This window comes from Enterobacter sp. BNK-22, from assembly GCF_048684805.1.
Lineage (GTDB): Bacteria > Pseudomonadota > Gammaproteobacteria > Enterobacterales > Enterobacteriaceae > Enterobacter > Enterobacter quasiroggenkampii.
The window spans coordinates 3,739,188-3,757,882 of sequence record NZ_JBLQTT010000001.1 but is presented as its reverse complement, the minus strand read 5'-3'; the positions used below and the strand labels follow the sequence as shown (position 1 = coordinate 3,757,882).

The 18,695-nt window shown below is 57.4% G+C and carries 18 protein-coding genes; 8 read left to right on the top strand and 10 right to left on the bottom strand.

Annotation, left to right across the window (positions count from 1 at the left end):
• Positions 1 to 870, bottom strand: a complete 870-nt coding sequence (pldA, locus tag ACMGGE_RS17705; protein ID WP_023615553.1) for a phospholipase A — start codon at positions 868 to 870, stop codon at positions 1 to 3.
• A 163-nt stretch (positions 871 to 1,033) separates the two neighbouring features.
• On the opposite strand from pldA, the gene yigI reads away from it, so the two are divergent.
• Positions 1,034 to 1,501: an acyl-CoA thioesterase YigI gene (gene yigI, locus ACMGGE_RS17700; RefSeq protein ID WP_008501538.1), complete on the top strand. Its 468-nt coding sequence runs from the start codon at positions 1,034 to 1,036 to the stop codon at positions 1,499 to 1,501.
• A 51-nt stretch (positions 1,502 to 1,552) separates the two neighbouring features.
• The gene (rarD, locus tag ACMGGE_RS17695) at positions 1,553 to 2,449 is read left to right on the top strand and encodes an EamA family transporter RarD (protein ID WP_420294004.1); all 897 of its coding nucleotides are present in this window, start codon (positions 1,553 to 1,555) and stop codon (positions 2,447 to 2,449) included.
• Between the two features lie 83 nt (positions 2,450 to 2,532).
• Here the strand turns inward: rarD and corA are convergent, their stop codons facing one another.
• The 8 genes from corA to lptM all read right to left on the bottom strand — a co-directional run bounded on the left by corA (position 2,533) and on the right by lptM (position 9,461).
• The gene (corA, locus tag ACMGGE_RS17690) at positions 2,533 to 3,483 is read right to left on the bottom strand and encodes a magnesium/cobalt transporter CorA (RefSeq protein WP_008501540.1); all 951 of its coding nucleotides are present in this window, start codon (positions 3,481 to 3,483) and stop codon (positions 2,533 to 2,535) included.
• A gap of 150 nt (positions 3,484 to 3,633) precedes the next feature.
• The gene (ysgD, locus tag ACMGGE_RS17685) at positions 3,634 to 3,690 is read right to left on the bottom strand and encodes a YsgD/CorL family protein (protein ID WP_212743980.1); all 57 of its coding nucleotides are present in this window, start codon (positions 3,688 to 3,690) and stop codon (positions 3,634 to 3,636) included.
• Positions 3,691 to 3,839: 149 nt separating this feature from the next.
• Positions 3,840 to 6,002, bottom strand: a complete 2,163-nt coding sequence (gene uvrD, locus ACMGGE_RS17680) for a DNA helicase II (protein WP_032646073.1) — start codon at positions 6,000 to 6,002, stop codon at positions 3,840 to 3,842.
• A 76-nt stretch (positions 6,003 to 6,078) separates the two neighbouring features.
• Positions 6,079 to 6,795: a 5-amino-6-(5-phospho-D-ribitylamino)uracil phosphatase YigB gene (gene yigB, locus ACMGGE_RS17675; RefSeq protein WP_048989632.1), complete on the bottom strand. Its 717-nt coding sequence runs from the start codon at positions 6,793 to 6,795 to the stop codon at positions 6,079 to 6,081.
• The gene (xerC, locus tag ACMGGE_RS17670; RefSeq protein WP_024907983.1) at positions 6,795 to 7,697 is read right to left on the bottom strand and encodes a tyrosine recombinase XerC; all 903 of its coding nucleotides are present in this window, start codon (positions 7,695 to 7,697) and stop codon (positions 6,795 to 6,797) included. Before xerC ends, yigB begins: the two co-directional genes overlap by 1 nt.
• Complete coding sequence (locus tag ACMGGE_RS17665; RefSeq protein WP_420294003.1) at positions 7,694 to 8,401, bottom strand: DUF484 domain-containing protein; 708 nt, start codon at positions 8,399 to 8,401, stop codon at positions 7,694 to 7,696. The genes xerC and ACMGGE_RS17665 overlap by 4 nt, the downstream gene beginning before the upstream one ends.
• Positions 8,398 to 9,222, bottom strand: coding sequence for a diaminopimelate epimerase (gene dapF / locus ACMGGE_RS17660; RefSeq protein WP_008501545.1), 825 nt, complete (start codon positions 9,220 to 9,222; stop codon positions 8,398 to 8,400). The genes ACMGGE_RS17665 and dapF overlap by 4 nt, the downstream gene beginning before the upstream one ends.
• Before the next feature lie 35 nt (positions 9,223 to 9,257).
• Positions 9,258 to 9,461: an LPS translocon maturation chaperone LptM gene (gene lptM, locus ACMGGE_RS17655; RefSeq protein ID WP_032646076.1), complete on the bottom strand. Its 204-nt coding sequence runs from the start codon at positions 9,459 to 9,461 to the stop codon at positions 9,258 to 9,260.
• 135 nt (positions 9,462 to 9,596) lie between these two features.
• On the opposite strand from lptM, the gene cyaY reads away from it, so the two are divergent.
• Entirely contained in the window at positions 9,597 to 9,917 is a 321-nt protein-coding gene (gene cyaY, locus ACMGGE_RS17650; protein ID WP_045909228.1) for an iron donor protein CyaY, read from the top strand.
• A gap of 91 nt (positions 9,918 to 10,008) precedes the next feature.
• On the opposite strand, the gene cyaA is transcribed toward cyaY, so the two are convergent.
• Entirely contained in the window at positions 10,009 to 12,552 is a 2,544-nt protein-coding gene (gene cyaA / locus ACMGGE_RS17645) for a class I adenylate cyclase (protein ID WP_045909229.1), read from the bottom strand.
• Positions 12,553 to 12,901: 349 nt separating this feature from the next.
• On the opposite strand from cyaA, the gene hemC reads away from it, so the two are divergent.
• From hemC to ACMGGE_RS17620, 5 genes are all read left to right on the top strand, one after another.
• Complete coding sequence (hemC, locus tag ACMGGE_RS17640) at positions 12,902 to 13,843, top strand: hydroxymethylbilane synthase (RefSeq protein WP_164712111.1); 942 nt, start codon at positions 12,902 to 12,904, stop codon at positions 13,841 to 13,843.
• The gene (gene hemD / locus ACMGGE_RS17635; RefSeq protein ID WP_048030787.1) at positions 13,840 to 14,580 is read left to right on the top strand and encodes a uroporphyrinogen-III synthase; all 741 of its coding nucleotides are present in this window, start codon (positions 13,840 to 13,842) and stop codon (positions 14,578 to 14,580) included. The genes hemC and hemD overlap by 4 nt, the downstream gene beginning before the upstream one ends.
• 20 nt (positions 14,581 to 14,600) lie before the next feature.
• Positions 14,601 to 15,797 (top strand): uroporphyrinogen-III C-methyltransferase, encoded by a 1,197-nt coding sequence (hemX, locus tag ACMGGE_RS17630; RefSeq protein ID WP_196353185.1) that lies wholly within the window; start codon positions 14,601 to 14,603, stop codon positions 15,795 to 15,797.
• Positions 15,798 to 15,799: 2 nt separating this feature from the next.
• A complete protein-coding gene (gene hemY / locus ACMGGE_RS17625) occupies positions 15,800 to 16,999 on the top strand; it encodes a protoheme IX biogenesis protein HemY (protein WP_008501551.1) in 1,200 nt (399 codons plus the stop codon).
• A gap of 172 nt (positions 17,000 to 17,171) precedes the next feature.
• Positions 17,172 to 18,383, top strand: coding sequence for an MFS transporter (locus ACMGGE_RS17620; RefSeq protein WP_420294002.1), 1,212 nt, complete (start codon positions 17,172 to 17,174; stop codon positions 18,381 to 18,383).
• Positions 18,384 to 18,695: the final 312 nt, after the last annotated feature.

Here is an 18,695-nt window from a genome sequence, read left to right as displayed (position 1 = left end):
CTAGAGAATATCGTTCAGCATCACGCCCACGCCGACGCGGGTCTGGTTGAAGTTATAATCGATAAGCGACTCGCCGTAGCCGCTGTAGACTTGCGTATAAAGGCGAACATGCTTACTTACCGGATAGCTTAAGCCCACTTCCGCACCGCCGTAGCCGGTGTTCCAGTTGTACTGGCCTTTCGCACTCAGCACAGCATCACCTAGCTGGTAGCCGACTTTGAGCTGGTAGTAGCCCATGTATTTGGTGATGTCCGGGTTGTCATCCGTGCTGCCGACCACATACCACGGCTTCACTTCCACCATCCAGTTACCGTTCTGCGCCATCAGGCGCGTATAGGCGCGGTTCCAGCTACGGGATGTCGGATCGGAACGCCCGTTAGAATCATGGTTAAAGCCCACTTCGACGTCGCGCAGCGTCCAGCCGGCAAATTCATAATCCGTTGCGAAGCCGAGGAACAGCTGCGGCTCATAGTTGGTTTCGCGGAACGGCGAGGATTCCCCGCTGTTTGAGAGCTGCCACCAGGACTTCTGCGTATAAGAGGCACCAAACACCGAGTTCGGCCCCAGAATGCCGCGCCAGAACGGGAAGGCGAGGCTGAGCTGGAACTTCACCTCATCTTTACGCGCATTATCAGACCAGTTATAGGAGCTTATCGCCTCTTTGTTGAGATCGCTGGTCTGGGTATAAATCACGTAGTTAGTGTCATACGGATAGAGCGTGAACGGATTGTCATGCTCCTGAAGAAGGTTCGCGATAATGCTACCGTGAACGGCAGGCTTATCGTGCACCTCTTTGATTGTCGCTTCCTGCGCATAGGCTGTGAGGGGCAGCGAAACCGCCGCCAGTAACCAGGCCAGATACGTCCGCATCGGTGGTGTTCTCCTGCTAAAGAGTAAAATTGATTGAATAGTTATGTGGCGAACATTCTACAGACTTCTGCGACAACTGCTGCATCCTCGTTTCTGAAAGTGGCATTCCTCGTTACTGAGGCATAAAATCAACATTTCGTTAACAATAAGGATGTGATGCCTCATGTCAGCCATGCTTACCGCCGAAGAAGTGTTAAAACTCGTGGGCGAGATTTTTGTTTACCATATGCCGTTTAACCGCGCGCTGGGACTGGAGCTGGAGCGTTACGAGAAGGACTTTGCCCAACTGAGCTTCAACAACCAGCCGATGATGGTAGGGAACTGGGCGCAAAGTATTTTGCACGGCGGGGTGATCGCCTCCGCGCTGGACGTGGCGGCAGGTCTGGTCTGCGTGGGCAGTACGCTGACGCGCCATGACACCATTAACGAAGACGAGCTTCGCCAGCGTCTGGCGCGCATGGGCACCATTGATTTGCGCGTCGACTATCTTCGTCCGGGGCGCGGAAATCGCTTTACCTGTACCAGCAGCCTGCTGCGCGCGGGGAATAAAGTTGCCGTGGCACGCGTTGAGTTACACAACGAAGAACAGGTTTATATCGCCAGCGCAACCGCCACTTATATGGTGGGTTGAGGCGGCAAAATCGGGTAAAATTGATTCACTTTTTTGTAACGGATTTTCCCGATGGATGCTAAACAGACGCGGCAGGGCGTTTTACTCGCCCTTGCCGCTTATTTTATTTGGGGTATCGCCCCGGCGTACTTCAAGCTTATCGCCTACGTTCCGGCTGACGAGATCCTCACTCACCGCGTCATCTGGTCGTTCTTCTTTATGATTGCGCTGATGAGCCTCAGCCGTCAGTGGTCGGGCGTCAAAACGCTACTGCAGACTCCGAAGAAGATCTTCCTGCTGGCACTCTCTGCCGTGCTGATTGGTGGTAACTGGCTGCTGTTTATCTGGGCAGTGAATAACCATCACATGCTCGAGGCGAGCCTGGGGTACTTTATTAACCCGCTGGTGAACATCGTGCTGGGGATGATTTTCCTTGGCGAACGCTTCCGTCGTATGCAGTGGTTAGCGGTGATTCTGGCCTTCTGCGGCGTGCTGGTGCAGCTGTGGACATTCGGCTCGCTGCCAATTATCGCCCTCGGCCTGGCGTTCAGCTTTGCCTTCTACGGTCTGGTACGCAAGAAGATTGCGGTGGAAGCGCAGACGGGGATGCTGTTTGAAACCCTCTGGCTGCTGCCGGTGGCGGCGATTTATCTCTTCGGCATCGCCGACAGCCCAACCAGCCACATGGGCAGCAACCCGAGGTCGCTGAACCTGATGCTGATGGCGGCGGGCGTGGTAACTACCATTCCACTGCTGTGCTTCACCGGTGCAGCGACGCGCCTGCGTCTCTCCACGCTGGGCTTCTTCCAGTACATTGGCCCGACGCTGATGTTCCTGCTGGCAGTGGTGTTCTACGGCGAAGTGCCGGGGGCAGATAAGATGGTGACGTTCGCCTTTATCTGGGTAGCGCTGGCGATTTTCATTGCGGATGCGATTTATACCCAACGCAGAGTGCGTAAAGGGCTGTAGTGCCTTTTGCCGGATGGCGGCTGCGCCTTAACCGGCCTACAGGATCTGTAGGCCCGGTAAGCGTAGCGCCACCGGGCGGATTCTCAAAGCCAGTTACGACGCTTAAAGTACAGATACGGCGCCAGGCCCGCGAGGATCATAAAGATAATCGCCCCCGGGTAACCAAAGCTCCATTTCAGCTCCGGCATAAACTCGAAGTTCATCCCGTAGCTGGAGGCCACCAGCGTCGGCGGCAGGAACACCACGGACACCACCGAGAAGATCTTGATGATGCGGTTCTGCTCGATGTTGATAAAGCCCATCGCCGCCTGCATCAGGAAGTTGACCTTCTGGAACAGGGATTCGTTGTGCGGCAGCAGGGACTCGATATCTCGTAAGATCTCACGCGCCTGCTCCAGCTGACCGCCCGGCAGACGCGCCTTGCGCACCAGGAAGTTCAGCGCGCGCTGGGTATCCATCAGACACAAACGCACCTTCCAGCCGATATCTTCCAGCTCCGCCAGCGTCGAAAGCGCTTCGTCGTACTCATCGCCCTGATGGCCTTCCATGATCACCCGGCTCAGCTTTTCCAGATCGCTGTAGATGTTTTCAATTTCATCCGCCAGCTGTTCAATTTTGGTCTCGAACAGATCGAGCAGCAGCTCGTATGCGTTGCCGTCTACCATCGCCTGGCTACGGGCGCGCATGCGGTAGAGACGGAATGCCGGCAGCTCACGTTCGCGCAGGGTAAACAAACGGCCGTCGCGAATGGTAAACGCCACGGTGGAGTTACCCGCGTGGTCTTCGGCATCTTCAAAGAAGAAGAAGGAGTGAATGTGCAGGCCGTCTTCGTCTTCAAAAAAACGCGCGGATGCTTCGATGTCTTCCAGTTCCGGGCGCGTTGCCAGGCTTTGCCCCAGCTCAGATTGTACGCGAAGGCGCTCATCGTCGTCCGGCTCGACCAGATCCACCCATACGGCATCAATGAGGGGCTGTGACTCTTCGGCTTCAAGCCGAGTCAGTCGGTTATTTTCGAGTTGAAATGCGCTCAACATGACCGGGACTCCCAATGCAAAAAATATCGGACAGTTCGGTGGGCACACAGAAACAAATTGGGTTTCAGACCATTAAACAGCCTGACTCAGCGCGACGGGAATAGAGCAGTCGCTGACAACCACTAAGGCCATCAGCAAGAGGAGATAGCCTTAGGAGTTGTTCCTGGATGACAGGGAATTGAGCCAGTATCTACTGGGTGTGTCCAAGGCGAATGTCCTCTTAGCGTAATCGTGCGCGCATGTTACGCCAGCTATAACTGTGGCGTCAACACGCAACGGAACGCTGAAGGGCATTAATTGACCTTGACTGTATAAGGCTAGCAGATTATTGCAAAATAATGATATTTTTCTGAATGTTAGACTGTTTCCAGCTTCGCGTAGGCCGCCACCAGCCATTTGATCCCCTGCCCCTGGAACGCCACCTGCAGGCGGCTGTGCTCGCCGCTGCCTTCCAGATTCACAATGGTACCTTCGCCAAACTTCGAATGGCGCACGCGCTGGCCCAGCTTGTAGCCGGTATCGGTTTCCGCAATCGGCGAGCCCATGCGCTGATGGCTGACCGGACGGCTGATGCTCGCCCGCAGACGCACCTCCTCCACGCACTCTTCCGGCAGTTCACCGATAAAGCGCGACGGACGGTGATAGACCTCTTTACCGTACAGACGGCGGGTTTCGGCGTAGGTCAGCGTTAGCTTTTGCATCGCACGCGTCACACCCACGTAGGCCAGACGACGCTCCTCTTCCAGACGCCCGCCCTCATCCAGCGACATCTGGCTCGGGAACATCCCTTCTTCCATGCCAACGATGAACACCTGCGGAAACTCCAGACCTTTGGCGGAGTGCAGGGTCATGAGCTGAACCGCATCCTGCCAGGTGTCCGCCTGCCCTTCCCCCGCTTCCAGCGCGGCGTGAGAGAGGAACGCCTGCAGCGGCATCAGATCTTCGTCTTCTTCGTTGTAGCTGAACTGGCGCGTTGCCGTGACCAGTTCCTCTAAGTTCTCAATACGGGTCTGGCCCTTCTCGCCTTTTTCCTGCTCGTACATGGTGCGCAGGCCGGAGTCTTTAATCACCCGGTCGGTCTGCACGTGCAGCGGCATGTCGGCGGTTTCCTGCGCCAGGGCGTCAATCAGTTCAAGGAAGCGCTGCAGGGCGCTGGCCGCGCGTCCGGCAAGGGCCTTTTCCTGCAGCAGCTCGCGGCACGCCTGCCATAGCGTCAGCTGGCGGTCGCGCGAGGCCTGACGCACCACGTCCAGCGTACGGTCGCCAATCCCGCGGGTTGGGGTGTTCACCACGCGTTCAAACGCCGCGTCGTCGTTACGGTTGGCAATCAGACGCAGATACGAGAGCGCATCTTTGATTTCCTGACGTTCGAAGAAGCGCATGCCGCCGTAAATGCGGTACGGCATGCTCACCTGCAGCAGCGCCTCTTCCAGCACGCGCGACTGGGCGTTGCTGCGATAGAGAATGGCGCACTGCTCCAGCGCGCCGCCGTTGTCCTGCCAGGTTTTGATGCGGTTGACCACGAAGCGCGCTTCGTCGAGTTCGTTAAACGCGCAGTAAATCGAAATCGGTTCGCCATCGACGCCGTCGGTCCACAGCTTTTTACCCAGACGCCCGTTGTTGTTCTCAATCAGGGCGTTGGCCGCGCTCAGAATGTTGCTGGTTGAGCGGTAGTTCTGCTCCAGACGGATAGTTTCCGCGCCGGGGAAATCGTTGAGGAAGCGCTGGATGTTCTCCACCTGCGCCCCGCGCCAGCCGTAGATCGACTGGTCGTCATCGCCCACGATCATCACCTTGCCGGTATCACCGGCCAGCAGACGGATCCATGCGTACTGGATATTGTTGGTATCCTGGAATTCGTCCACCAGGATATTGGTAAAGCGTTCACGGTAGTGCTGCAGGATGTGCGGCTTGTTGAGCCACAGCTCGTGGGCGCGCAGCAGCAGCTCGGCAAAATCCACCAGACCGGCGCGATCGCACGCTTCCTGATAGGCCTTGTAGACGTTCTGCCAGGTCTGCTCGACCGGGTTGCCGAAGCTCTGAATGTGGTGCGGGCGCAGCCCCTCGTCTTTCTGACCGTTGATGTACCACATCGCCTGACGCGGCGGCCACTGCTTCTCATCGAGGTTCATCGCCTTGATCAGGCGCTTCAGCAGACGGAGCTGGTCTTCGCTGTCGAGGATCTGGAAATCCTGCGGCAGGTTGGCGTCCATGTGGTGCGCACGCAGCAGGCGATGCGCCAGACCGTGGAAGGTACCGACCCACATGCCGCCCTGGCTGGTGCCCATCAGCTGCGCGATGCGGTGGCGCATCTCCGCAGCCGCCTTGTTGGTGAACGTGACCGCCATGATGGAGTACGGCGAGCAGTTTTCCACGCTCTGCAGCCAGGCGATACGGTGAACCAGCACGCGCGTCTTACCACTGCCCGCTCCAGCCAGCACCAGCAGGTTGGTGCGCGAGGCGGCAACCGCGTCACGCTGTTTGTCATTAAGGCTGTCGAGCAGGTAAGAAACGTCCATTGGCACCGTCACGTCATGTCGGGCAGGCGAAGTGCATTCGCCAAAACCCTGTTAATTTATACAGAACAATTGATGATTATATCAGCGTCGTGAGGGATGCCAACCGCGAAATTTCCACGTGCGGCAGAAGACGGCTATCGGAGGCGATCATCAGGTCAGCGTTTTCCGGCTTGATCCAGCAGGCCTGCATGCCGCAGCGGATAGCGCCCGCCACGTCTGTGGTCAGGTCATCCCCCACGTGCAGGATCTCACCCAGCGGCAGGTTAAGCTTATCTGCCGCCAGATGGTACATGTCACTGAACGGCTTCGCGCGCCCGTGAGGACCCGCACGCAGCACGAATTCAAAGTAATCGCTCAGGCCAAACAGCTCCGGCTGGGCATTGCCGTTGGTGATGGCCACCAGCGGCCACTTTTCGGCAAGCTTCGCCAGCGTGTCGTGGGTTTCCTGCGGCACGTCGATACGGCTGCGCCATTTGGCGAAGTTTTCCATGGCCGCTTCTGCCCCAATGGCGGCATCCTGCACACTCAGGCCCACATTCAGCATCGCCTGCTCAACCGCGCGACGACGCCATTCGGTCACGTCGTGGTAAATGTCCGGCTCGGTCTCCCGCAGGGACTGGCGCAGCTTCTGGAAATCCTTGTTCTGTATCGCCTTCAGCGCGGGATGGTAGTTCTGCACAAACGCCAGGGACTCCTGCTCGGTACGCAGGATCACCTCGCGGTTGTCATAAAGAGTGTCATCAAGGTCAAACGTCAGGGCTGAGATCTGACCGAGTGGGCGGTAAAAACGCATTATTTCCCCCGTTTGGCGCGTGGATGCGCCGCGTCATACACCGAGGCAAGGTGTTGGAAGTCTAAGTGGGTATAAATTTGTGTGGTCGACAGGTTCGCATGGCCGAGCAATTCCTGCACGCCGCGCAGATCGCCGCTCGACTCAAGCATATGTGTTGCAAAGGAGTGGCGCAGCTTGTGCGGATGCACGTGGCTGTTAAGCCCCTGCTTAATGCCCCACTCCGCGAAGCGCTTCTGCACGTTACGCGCCGAGATCCGCTTGCCGAGTTTCGACAGGAACAGCGCATCTTCGTCGGAGCCAAACAGCCCGCGCAGGTCAAGCCAGTGCTCAATCCAGGAGACCGCATTGCGGCCAATCGGTAGGCGGCGCTCTTTGCTGCCCTTACCCATTACCCACACTTCGCCCGATTCCAGATCGAGATGCTTGAGATCAAGGTTGACGAGTTCAGACAGACGCAGCCCGGCACCGTACATCACCTCCAGCATCGCGCGGTCGCGCACGGCCAGCGGATCGTTCAGATCGATATCCAGCAGACGGTTTACGTCGTCAACGTCAATATTTTTAGGCAGATGGCGCGGCGCCTTCGGCGTGGCGATCCCTTTTGCCGGGTTGGCTTTTAAGCCTCCCTGGCTGACCAGCCAGTCGAAGAAGCTGCGCAGCGCTGAGAGCCTGAGCGCCAGGCTCGCCGGGCTGAGGTTTTTTTTACGGCTACGCACAACAAACCCGCGTACCGTCGCAGCATCACATTGTTGCCAGCTTTTCAGGCCGATTTCGTCGGCGATCTGCATGATGGCATCAAGCTGACGCTGATAGTTAAGCAGCGTAATGGGGCTAAGCTGACGCTCCACGCCGAGATAGCGCAGAAAGCGCGAGACGTCAGTGGCGAGCAGTCCGTCCGTCATACGCGCTCAATCCAGCGCTCCAGCAGCTCAGGCAGCATCAGGGCGATCTCCTGCAGCAGGTGCGTGGCTTGCCCCTGCTCATAGTGATGCGCGTCGCGGCTGGTAAATAAGATGACGCCCAGATCGCCATCGCGCCCCATCAGCGACATCGCCACCGAGCCAATCGCTTTGGCCTCCGGCAACACCACCAGCAGCTCAGGTCCATTAAGCGGCCCCAGATAGTGGTGCTCATGGCCCAGACGCTGTATGCGCAGCGGCTCAAACGCCTGACGGCTCAGTGCCAGATGGGTAAATCCCGACGGCGCGCCGATGCGCCAGCGGTCAGGGAAAAGACGAATCGTTGCGCCCGCCAGCCCCAGCTCGCGCGCCCAGCGGTGGAAGCGGCTGAGGAACTCGTCAAGGCTGTGCGCCGACGCCAGACGCGCCTGCAGATGCAGCAGACGATAGAACAGGCTTTCGTTGGTGCTGGCCTGCTCCATCAGCAACGTCATGTTCTCTTCGAGCTGGTTGATGTGGTTGCGCGCGCGCGCCATGTGCCATTCCACCAGCGACACGGTCCCGCGAACCGGATGCGGCACGCGCATCTCTTCGACGACGCGTGCATTGCGAATAAAAAACTCAGGATTGCGCAGCAGATAATCAACAACAGTTCTGTCGTCCAGTTCCGTCACTGTTTCCTGCAGTTCTTCCCCTGGTTGTTTCATAGATGGATAAACCCGTCATAGACATGTGCCGCCGGGCCAGTCATATACAGTGGATGACCCGGTCCTTTCCAGGCGATATCAAGCCGACCGCCCGGTAATTCCACGCGAACCTCTTCTGCCAGTAACCCCTGGGAGATGCCCACGGCCACTGCCGCACAGGCTCCGCTTCCGCAGGCCTGCGTCTCGCCCGCGCCGCGCTCATAAACCCGCAGACGAATGTGCTCGCGCTTCACCACCTGCATAAAACCGATGTTCGCGCGCTCCGGGAAACGTTCGTGGCTTTCCAGCACCGGGCCGAGCGTTTCGACCGCCGCGGTTTCCACATCATCAACCTGAATCACGCAGTGTGGGTTACCCATTGAGACGACGCCGCACAATACTGTCTGCTCGGCCGCCCGCATAATATAGGTCTTTTCCGCTTTGTTTGCGCGAAACGGCACGACGGAGGGCTCGAAGTTAGGTTCGCCCATGTTCACGCGCACCAGTTCATCATCGGTGACGCTAAGCACCATGCGACCATTGGCCGTGCTGACGCGAATATCACGTTTGTTGGTCAGCCCTTTCAGACGGACAAAGCGGGCGAAACAGCGCGCGCCATTGCCGCACTGGTTCACTTCGCTGCCGTCTGCGTTAAAAATACGGTAGTGGAAATCGAGGTCGGGATCGTACGGCGGCTCAACCACCAGCAGCTGATCGAACCCCACGCCCAGATGCCGATCCGCCAGACGACGGATCAGTTCCGGGGAGAAAAACACATTCTGCGTTACCGCGTCGACGACCATAAAATCGTTGCCAAGGCCATGCATTTTAGAGAACTGCATCATTTGCTCCATTGCGCGGGTACAGAACGTTGTCGTCAGAGATTAACCTGAGTTGGGCCGCCGTTGTCGCCACGGTCGTTAGTGTTTGGCGTGGAAGACTCAATGCCGCTGTTAACCGGTTTCGTCGGCGGGGGTGCGGTTTTATCCGCAGGCGGAAAGTAAAGTGGTCCCTTCAGTCCGCAGCCAGTCAGGCTAAACAGCGTGATGAGAACGGCAAGCGTTCGGAAAGCGTTTTTCATTATAAAGTTGCCCGTAAGTTCAAATCTGTTTCTATCATCGCAGGAGAAGACACAAAAGCAAGAGTTTGCCGCTTTCCTGCAACGGGAATTATTTAGGGTTATACTGCCGGCATCACGAAAAACAGGAACAAAACCATGAACGACAGTGAATTCCATCGCCTTGCCGACAACCTGTGGATGACCATCGAAGAGCGTATTGACGACTGGGACGGCGACAGCGATATCGATTGTGAAATCAACGGCGGTATTCTGACCCTGAGCTTCGAAAATGGCAGCAAAATTATTATTAACCGCCAGGAGCCGCTTCACCAGGTCTGGCTGGCCGCTAAACAGGGCGGCTATCATTTCGATCTGAAAGACGGGGAATGGGTTTGCGACCGCAGCGGCGTGCCGTTCTGGGATCTGCTGGAACAGGCCGCGACCGCACAGGCGGGTGAGGCGGTGAGTTTCAGGTAGTTTTGTCGCCCGGTGGCGGCTACGCCTTACCGGGCCTGCAACGGCTCGAACCGTAGGCCGGGTAAGCGTAAGCGCCACCCGGCGAAAAGGCTCAGGAGAAATACTGCTGCAACAGCGGCGCGGTGTCCTGATTGGCAGGTGCGGCAGGCGTGACGGCCTGGGTGCGGAACGGAATCACCTGCGTACGACCGTCGACGTTCACAATCTGGTAGAACTGCGGCAGGTTAAAGTTGATAAAGCTTGAGCCGTAGGTAAAGCGGTCATGCGAAGAGGAGTAGAAGCGGCTGACGTCGCGCACCAGCTCCTCTTTACTGCCTTCACAGTGGTGATACACCTCGGCGCGGTTGGTCTCATCCAGAATGTAGATGTTAAACCCGGCGTTATCACCCGACTCTTCAAAGAAGAACTGAATAATCCCTTCACTGGCAAAGCCGTCCACCACCTGCGGAAGCTTAACGTGGTTGGTTTCCACCTGCACCGACAGGCCATGCAGCTTGTTATGCGAAATCGCGCCGTAGAATTCGATGGCGTTTTCCAGCTTCTGTACCGACACGTTGAGGCGTTCAAAGAACAGGCCCCAGGTCTGACCGGAGACGCGCAGCGCCTTAAAGCGCCCGGTTTCCTGACGGGTACTGGAGAGACGCAGTTCGATACATTCCGAGACCAGCTGCTGCACGCGGGTACGAATCAATCCACGCAGGTGCTGGCTGTAGCAGAACACTTCCACGCTGTCCGGCGGCGCGGCATCCTGGTGCATCTTGCCGAGAATGGTTTTCAGCGCCTCGATCATCGCCTGCTCGCCGTTGAAGTGCAGGGTACGCACTTCGTTCCACGAGTTGCGGTAGAGCAGGTCCACGCTGCCGACCAGGCAGTTTTGCTGCTCGCCAAAGCTAAAGACGTCCAGCTTGCGGAAGTCAAAATGGACCACCTGATTGCGGAAGGCCGCCGTCGGGTCATATTCCAGGTTGACGATGATCGCCAGATGGCGAATCTCGCACGGGCTGTAGAGTGCTTTTGGCGTCGGCGCAGGCAGACGCAGCGGGAAGTGGTGCGACACATCCGCGACCATCTCCTGCAGCTTAGCGAGATCGACCACCTCGTTGCCTTTGATGAACAGGCGCGTACGCGAGGTCAGCAGGCCGTTAAACCAGGCCCAGGCCACCAGCTTGTTCAGATAGCGGTTATATTCCAGCGGCTGATGGCTGATGATGGAATCCATGCTTGGCGCACGGTTATACAGATACCACCCGGTGCGGTTCGCGCGGCCCGGCGGCACATAGATAAAGGTCAGGTTTGGTTCTGACAGGTCAGGCGAAATCTGTGGGTTAACCAGCGTGACTTTACCCGGCAGCGCTTCAAACGCGGCGTAAAGCTTACGGGTCAATACCCCGATGTCCTGCGGACTGGCGGAAACGCTGAGGTTGTTACGGCGCGCAAAGCGGATCAGGTTACGGTAGCTTTGCATCATCGCATCGAGCAGTTCGTTGTGTGCTTCACGCACCTGATCGATTTTCCAGTTGGCCCGGTTGTCGAGCATGGACAGACGCGCTTCGTCCCATCCCCACTCTTTGACTAACTGACTGACCACTTCACGACGCCAGCCCACGCAGGCGCGCTCGCGGCTCAACTTCTCACAGACTTTAAGATAGAAACATCGACGCACCAGGTCAAGACGCGTGGTGTCATCAATGGCTTTCAGGTATTCGGTCACGCGTTCCAGCATCATGCAGTAGGCGTCGAGCCCGAAGGAGACGATTTCCCCGTCGTGCAGTCGCTGCTTGATGTCTTTCGCCAGCAGGCGCGGCGTCGGGTATTCCCAGGAATAGGCTTCAAGCAGCAGCGTTTTGAGCACCGCTTTGTACGGCGAGTCGATACTCTTATAGAGCTGCCAGAGGCTTGCGCCGAAGTACTCTTCCGCAGACAGAGAGCTGAGACCGCCGAGGTCCAGCCATTCGTTTGGCGTCAGTACGCCCTGCGCATAAAGCGACATGACGTAATCGTCGTAATGCTCTTCCTCTTCACACGGGACCATATTCCACAGAATACGCTTCCCGGCCAGACGCACAGCAGTACGGTAGAATTCATCCAGCAACAGGATGTGCTGGGTCGAGCCGCAGTCCTCACCACCCAGACTGCCGCTTTCGTTATGGCGGAAACGGTTTTCATCAATCAGGAAGAAGCTCACTTCCACACCGAGCGATGCCGCCCAGCTCTCCAGCAGGCTGCATTTACGCTGCAGCAGCTGGCGCTCTTCGTTATCGAGCCAGGACTGATGGCAGACCCAGATGTCCAGGTCCGAAGAACAGCTTTGCCCTACCGATGAGGTGCTCCCCATTGAGTAAACGCCGGTAATCGGCAGTTCACCTTTTGGGGACTCCTGCGGCGGCATGCCGCGGTAGAGTTCCAGCTCGTTCAAATAATGCTGTTGGGTTTCATCAGGCGTGAAAAGGCAAATGCCCTGGGGAACGTTACCATCAAGGTAGCCAGGCATCAGCGGGTGGTGATAGTGCAATAATGTCGGCAGCAGACTGTATACCTGCTGGAAAGCAGGGCCCATAGCAGCAAGCGCGCGATCCACACGCAGTTGATTTATGGCATCCAGTCTCTGTTTCAGAGTCTCAATATAGAGGTACAAGACGTATCGCCTGATGTTTCCGGGTGTCGCAGCTATTCAAAACACGAGTAACAACGGACCCGCAGTATTTCAAAAAGATAACCGTTACCCTTTTTCGCCCTTATCATTTTTGGTGGTACCGACGAAAAAATGGTCTAAAACGTGATCAATTTAACACCTTGCCGATTGACCGTAAAGAAAGATGCGCTACATACAAGTGTAGCACCGTTCTGTACGTGTAAATTCCTGAATACGGCTATGGCTGACGAATACGCCGCCTTGTCCCTCTCGCGCTTCATCAACCGTAAAACTGCCATCCCAGAGTCAACAATGTTAGGATGGTTAGCGATTGATAATGACGGTAACAAGCATGTTAGACAATGTTTTGAGAATTGCCACACGCCAAAGCCCTCTCGCGCTCTGGCAGGCACATTATGTGAAGCAGCGCCTGGAAGCCTGCCACAGCGGATTGCGCGTCGAGCTGGTGCCGATGGTCACGCGCGGTGACGTGATCCTCGATACGCCGCTGGCGAAAGTGGGCGGCAAAGGCCTGTTCGTCAAAGAACTGGAACTGGCATTGCTTGAGAACCGCGCCGATATCGCCGTACATTCGATGAAAGACGTGCCCGTCGAGTTCCCGGAGGGGCTGGGGCTGGTGACCATCTGCGAGCGCGAAGATCCGCGCGATGCGTTTGTCTCTAACCGCTATGACTCGCTCGACGCGCTGCCAGCGGGTAGCGTGGTTGGCACGTCCAGTTTACGCCGTCAGTGTCAGCTGGCGGAGCGTCGTCCCGATCTGATCATTCGCTCGCTGCGCGGTAACGTCGGCACGCGTCTGGGCAAGCTGGATAACGGCGATTACGATGCCATTATTCTCGCCGTTGCCGGCCTGAAGCGTCTGGGGCTGGAGGAACGTATTCGCGTGGCGCTGCCGCCAGAGCTGTCGCTGCCGGCTGTTGGTCAGGGTGCTGTCGGCATCGAGTGCCGCCTGGACGATGCACGTACCCGCGCGCTGCTTGCTCCACTGAATCATGACGAAACCGCTACCCGCGTAAAAGCGGAGCGGGCGATGAATACCCGCCTCGAAGGCGGGTGCCAGGTTCCGATTGGCAGCTATGCTGAATTGACGAATGGCGAACTGTGGCTGCGCGCGCTGGTAGGCGCCCCGGACGGTTCGCAGATGGTACGCGGCGAACGTCGCGGAAAAGCGCAAGATGCCGAGCAGCTTGGCGTGTCGCTGGCGGAAGAATTGCTGGATAACGGCGCCCGCGAGATTCTGGCTGACGTTTACAATGGAGAACCCCCTGCATGAGTATTCTCGTCACCCGCCCTTCTCCCGCAGGAGAGCAGTTAGTGAGCCGTCTGCGCACACTGGGGCAGGTGGCCTGGAGTTTTCCGCTCATTGAATTCTCCCCCGGTCGCGAGCTCTCTGCGCTCGCCGACCAGATGAATACCCTTCAGGACGGTGACCTGCTGTTTGCGCTGTCGCAGCATGCCGTGGAATTTGCCCACGCACAGCTGCAGCAGCAGGGACTGGCGTGGCCAACCGCCCCCCGCTATTTCGCGATTGGCCGTACAACGGCACTGGCACTTCATACCGTAAGCAGCGCGGACGTTCGTTACCCGTTAGATCGGGAAATCAGTGAAGTCTTGCTACAATTACCTGAATTACAAACTGTTGCCGGCAAGCGTGCGCTCATTTTGCGTGGCAATGGGGGCCGCGAGCTGCTGGGCGAAACGCTGCGTGAACGTGGTGCGAACGTGACGTTCGTTGAGTGCTATCAGCGCTGTGCAAAACACTACGATGGTGCGGAAGAGGCGATGCGCTGGCACGCGCGAGGCATCAATACGCTGGTGGTGACCAGCGGTGAAATGTTACAACAGCTTTGGGCGCTGATACCGCTTTGGTATCGCGAAAACTGGTTACTCCGCTGTCGGCTTCTGGTCGTCAGTGAGCGTCTGGCGAACCAGGCCCGGGAACTGGGCTGGCAGGATATTCGGATCGCTGATAACGCCGACAACGATGCGCTGCTGCGCGCATTACAATAACTCTCAAATGGGAAGCCATAATGACGGAACACGACAAATCCTCCGCCGTGGTTGAAGAGACCAGGGAGACTGTGGAGACGACGCCACAGCCAGAGACGACTGAGAAAACCGCTGAGAAGAAAAACGGCAGCAACAAAACAAGCCTCACGCTGAGCGCGATTGCCATCGCCATTGCGCTGGCAGCGGGGGTTGGCCTGTACGGGCTGGTGAAGCAACAGAGCGCTAACCAGACATCTACCAGCGACGCGCTGGTGAATCAGCTCACTGCCCTGCAAAAAGAGCAGGAGACGCAGAAAACCGAGCTGGAAGCCGTGATTAAGCAGCAGGCCGCGGCGCTCGCCGAAGCGAACAGCAAACAGGAAGAGCTGACCAAACAGCTGGGTGAAGTACAGCAGAAAGTCGCCACCATTTCCGGCACCGATGCCAAAACCTGGCTGCTCTCGCAGGCTGACTTCCTGGTGAAGCTCGCCGGACGTAAGCTCTGGAGCGATCAGGACGTCACCACCGCTGCCGCGCTGCTGAAAAGCGCCGATGCAAGCCTGGCGGACATGAACGACCCAAGCCTTATTACCGCCCGTCGCGCGATTACCGAAGACATCGCCAGCCTCTCCGCCGTTTCGCAGGTGGATTACGACGGCATTATCCTTAAAGTGAATCAGCTGTCGAATCAGATTGATAACCTTCAGCTGGCGGATAATAACGACGACGACTCCCCGATGGATTCCGACGGTACCGAGCTTTCGAGCTCCCTGAGCGAATGGCGCATTAACCTGCAAAAAAGCTGGCAGAACTTTATGGACAGCTTTATCACTGTCCGCCGTCGCGACGAAACTGCCGTACCGCTGCTCGCCCCGAACCAGGACATCTATCTGCGCGAGAACATTCGTTCCCGCCTGCTGGTCGCTGCCCAGGCCGTGCCGCGTCATCAGGAAGAGACCTACAAACAGGCGCTGGATAACGTCTCAACGTGGGTACGCGCCTACTACAACACCGATGATGCGACGACCACCGCCTTCCTCGAAGACATTGATAAGCTCAGCCAGCAGAACATCACCATGAACGTGCCGGATAAGCTGGCCAGCCAGCCGATTCTGGAGAAACTGATGCAGACGCGCGTACGTAACCTGCTGGCACAGCCGGGCGTACCGGCAGAGCAGACGAGCGGAGCGGCTCCAGCTACGGCTCCTGCGCCTGAAAGCGCACCGCAGGGAGAGTAATGATGCTAAAAGTCCTCTTACTCTTCATCCTGCTGATCGCCGGGATCGTCCTGGGGCCTATGCTTGCGGGTCATCAGGGTTACGTCCTGATCCAGACCGATAACTACAACATTGAAACCAGCGTAACGGGTCTGACGATCATTCTGATCCTCGGCGTGGTGGTGCTGTTTGCGATCGAGTGGATCCTGCGCCGTATTTTCCGTACCGGTGCCCATACCCGCGGCTGGTTCGTTGGCCGTAAGCGCCGCCGCGCCCGTAAACAGACCGAGCAGGCGCTGCTTAAGCTCGCAGAGGGTGACTATCAGCAGGTTGAAAAGCTGATGTCGAAAAACGCCGACCACGCCGAACAGCCGGTGGTGAACTATCTGCTGGCGGCCGAAGCAGCGCAGCAGCGGGGTGACGAAGCCCGCGCTAATCAGCACCTGGAGCGAGCGGCTGAGCTGGCTCACGGCGACCCGATTCCGGTGGAAATCACGCGCGTTCGTCTGCAGCTGGCACGCAATGAGAATCACGCGGCTCGCCACGGTATCGACCGTCTGCTGGAAGTCGCGCCGCGTCATCCGGAAGTGCTGCGTCTTGCCGAGCAGGCCTATATTCGTACCGGCGCCTGGGGCTCACTGCTGGACATCATCCCATCGATGGCGAAGGCCGAGGTGGGCGACGATGAACATCGTGACGAGCTTCAGCGTCTGGCGTGGATTGGCCTGATGGATCAGGCGCGCGCTGACCTGGGCAGCGACGGTCTGAAAACCTGGTGGAAGAATCAGAGCCGTAAAACGCGCCAGCAGGTTCCTCTGCAGGTGGCGATGGCAGAACATCTCATTGAGTGTGACGATCACGACACGGCTCAGGAGATCCTCCTCGACGGTCTGAAGCGCCAGTACGACGATCGCCTGGTGATGGTGATCCCGCGCCTGAAAACCAACAATCCTGAGCAAATCGAAAAAGTGCTGCGTCAGCAGATTAAAACCGTTGGCGATCGCCCGCTGCTATGGAGCACGCTCGGTCAGTCGTTGATGAAGCACGGCGAATGGCAGGAGGCGAGCCTCGCCTTCCGCGCCGCACTCAAGCAGCGTCCGGATGCCTTCGACTACGCATGGCTTGCCGATACGCTGGACAAGCAGCATAAGCCGGAAGAGGCGGCCGCCATGCGCCGTGATGGGCTGTTGCTGACGCTGCAAAATAACGGTACGCAGCAGTAATTCATCAGGAGGCCAGATGGCCTCCTTTTTTTATCGCCTTTCTCCTGCTACATTCTTTACACCCGCATCTGCAAACGAACCCGCCAATGTAACGATGTCTTTTCATTAACTTTTTTTCATACACGCGCACTTGCTGCAGCGTGGACTAAATCGTTTTTGAAAGGAAATCGTCATGAACTCGCTTTTATATACGCTTATTGAAGCGCTGCGTTGCCACCGCTGGCTGCGCCTGCTTGCCTGTGCTTTTATCTTTTCTTCGCTGGGGAATGGCTTAACCCAGGTTGTGGTCTTCGGCTTGCTGTTAGCATGGTCAGCTCCGCCCGCTCTGCTCACCCTTGCTTTTCTTTTCGCGACGGTACCGGGATTTATCGGCAGTACGATCGGCGAAAAGCTATGCTCACGCTGGTCTCCGATATCCCTGCTGATACTGACCGAAGGGCTGGGCCTGCTCGCCCTGCTCTTTCCCCTGCTTGGTGTGGGTTATCACAGCGTTGCCGCGTTACTCGCCGTACAATCCACAGAAGCGCTGCTCAGCGGGATGAGCTGGCCCGCGCTGACGTTGCTCTTTAAGCGCGGACTTAGCGAAGCAGAGCTGCCTGCTGCGACCTGTCTGGAAAATGTGATTTTTGCTTCGCAGGTATTGTTAGGGACTGGCCTGGGCGTGGTGCTGTTCCAGAAGACGTCCGTGTTTACCCTGCTGGCCATTGATGCCGCCAGCTTTCTCGGGTCACTGCTCATGCTATGGCTGGCTGGACGCCGGTTTTCTGCGCCATCACTCCCGTCCTCCGGGGAAGAGGAAGCCCCTGCGGCATTACGCTGGCGGACGTTGACCGTTCGGCAGAAACGCAGTCTGCTCCTTCTGCCGTCGCTGGCGGCCGTCGGCTCACCGGCTATGGCGCTGCTTCCGGCGCTGGCACAGCAAATCCATCCTCAGGATGCGGCGGGCCTTGCTCTGCCGCTGCTTTTCGCAAGAAGCATGGGTCAGCTTTGCGGTCCCATGCTGCTAAAGAAAGAGAGCCTGACGCGTTTTGCCGCTCACACGCCGCGCATCATCGTTTGTCTCGGCATCTTTCTGGCCGCTTACGGAACGCTACCGTTGTTGTCCGGATGGATGGCATGTGCACTGGGGGCGATTTTTATCGCACATCTGGCCTCGAATATTCTCTTCGCAGCCGGGACGTTTGGGGTACTCAGTAGTTTTCATCTCACGCAAACCGCTTCAGCCAGTGGGAAAGCCTGGCGCTGGCAAACGCTCAGCGCCTCTCTTTTCACCGGCATCGCTGCGGCAGTGGCTGCCGGGTTTGGCTCAGTAACGGCACTCTATGCCGTCTCGTCAGCGGCCCTGGTGATGGTTACCCTGATCGTGCGCCGGTATCGGGAATAAGGCATAAAAAAACGCCTGCTATAAAAGCAGGCGTTAAAACAGGTCTGTAAGACAACATATTTGGTGCTTCACTCAACGTTATGTCCATGGTGTCTGATGAGGCCGAAGCGACATCTGTCAGTGGACGATAAGCACCGTAAATGGCTCTGCGTCATTCCGGAGTTTATGAGGCACGAAGGCGAACATAAGAGATGGAATGAGCATCTACACGCATATTATTGCACGTAACGTGCCAGGTTCGCACCCAAAACGTTTACATGACGCAACATTTTAAGATAAAAGGAAATTATGCTGTTAAGCGCCGTCTTAAGC

What these genes read in the sequence shown, in the direction of transcription:
- lptM (WP_032646076.1), bottom strand. Translation starts at nt 9,461, where the DNA reads ATGAAAAACGCTTTCCGAACGCTTGCCGTTCTCATCACGCTGTTTAGC.
- ACMGGE_RS17665 (WP_420294003.1), bottom strand. Translation starts at nt 8,401, where the DNA reads ATGAAACAACCAGGGGAAGAACTGCAGGAAACAGTGACGGAACTGGAC.
- hemY (WP_008501551.1), top strand. Translation starts at nt 15,800, where the DNA reads ATGCTAAAAGTCCTCTTACTCTTCATCCTGCTGATCGCCGGGATCGTC.
- ACMGGE_RS17620 (WP_420294002.1), top strand. Translation starts at nt 17,172, where the DNA reads ATGAACTCGCTTTTATATACGCTTATTGAAGCGCTGCGTTGCCACCGC.
- yigB (WP_048989632.1), bottom strand. Translation starts at nt 6,795, where the DNA reads ATGCGTTTTTACCGCCCACTCGGTCAGATCTCAGCCCTGACGTTTGAC.
- cyaY (WP_045909228.1), top strand. Translation starts at nt 9,597, where the DNA reads ATGAACGACAGTGAATTCCATCGCCTTGCCGACAACCTGTGGATGACC.
- xerC (WP_024907983.1), bottom strand. Translation starts at nt 7,697, where the DNA reads ATGACGGACGGACTGCTCGCCACTGACGTCTCGCGCTTTCTGCGCTAT.
- hemX (WP_196353185.1), top strand. Translation starts at nt 14,601, where the DNA reads ATGACGGAACACGACAAATCCTCCGCCGTGGTTGAAGAGACCAGGGAG.
- corA (WP_008501540.1), bottom strand. Translation starts at nt 3,483, where the DNA reads ATGTTGAGCGCATTTCAACTCGAAAATAACCGACTGACTCGGCTTGAA.
- pldA (WP_023615553.1), bottom strand. Translation starts at nt 870, where the DNA reads ATGCGGACGTATCTGGCCTGGTTACTGGCGGCGGTTTCGCTGCCCCTC.
- yigI (WP_008501538.1), top strand. Translation starts at nt 1,034, where the DNA reads ATGTCAGCCATGCTTACCGCCGAAGAAGTGTTAAAACTCGTGGGCGAG.
- rarD (WP_420294004.1), top strand. Translation starts at nt 1,553, where the DNA reads ATGGATGCTAAACAGACGCGGCAGGGCGTTTTACTCGCCCTTGCCGCT.
- hemC (WP_164712111.1), top strand. Translation starts at nt 12,902, where the DNA reads ATGTTAGACAATGTTTTGAGAATTGCCACACGCCAAAGCCCTCTCGCG.
- dapF (WP_008501545.1), bottom strand. Translation starts at nt 9,222, where the DNA reads ATGCAGTTCTCTAAAATGCATGGCCTTGGCAACGATTTTATGGTCGTC.
- uvrD (WP_032646073.1), bottom strand. Translation starts at nt 6,002, where the DNA reads ATGGACGTTTCTTACCTGCTCGACAGCCTTAATGACAAACAGCGTGAC.
- hemD (WP_048030787.1), top strand. Translation starts at nt 13,840, where the DNA reads ATGAGTATTCTCGTCACCCGCCCTTCTCCCGCAGGAGAGCAGTTAGTG.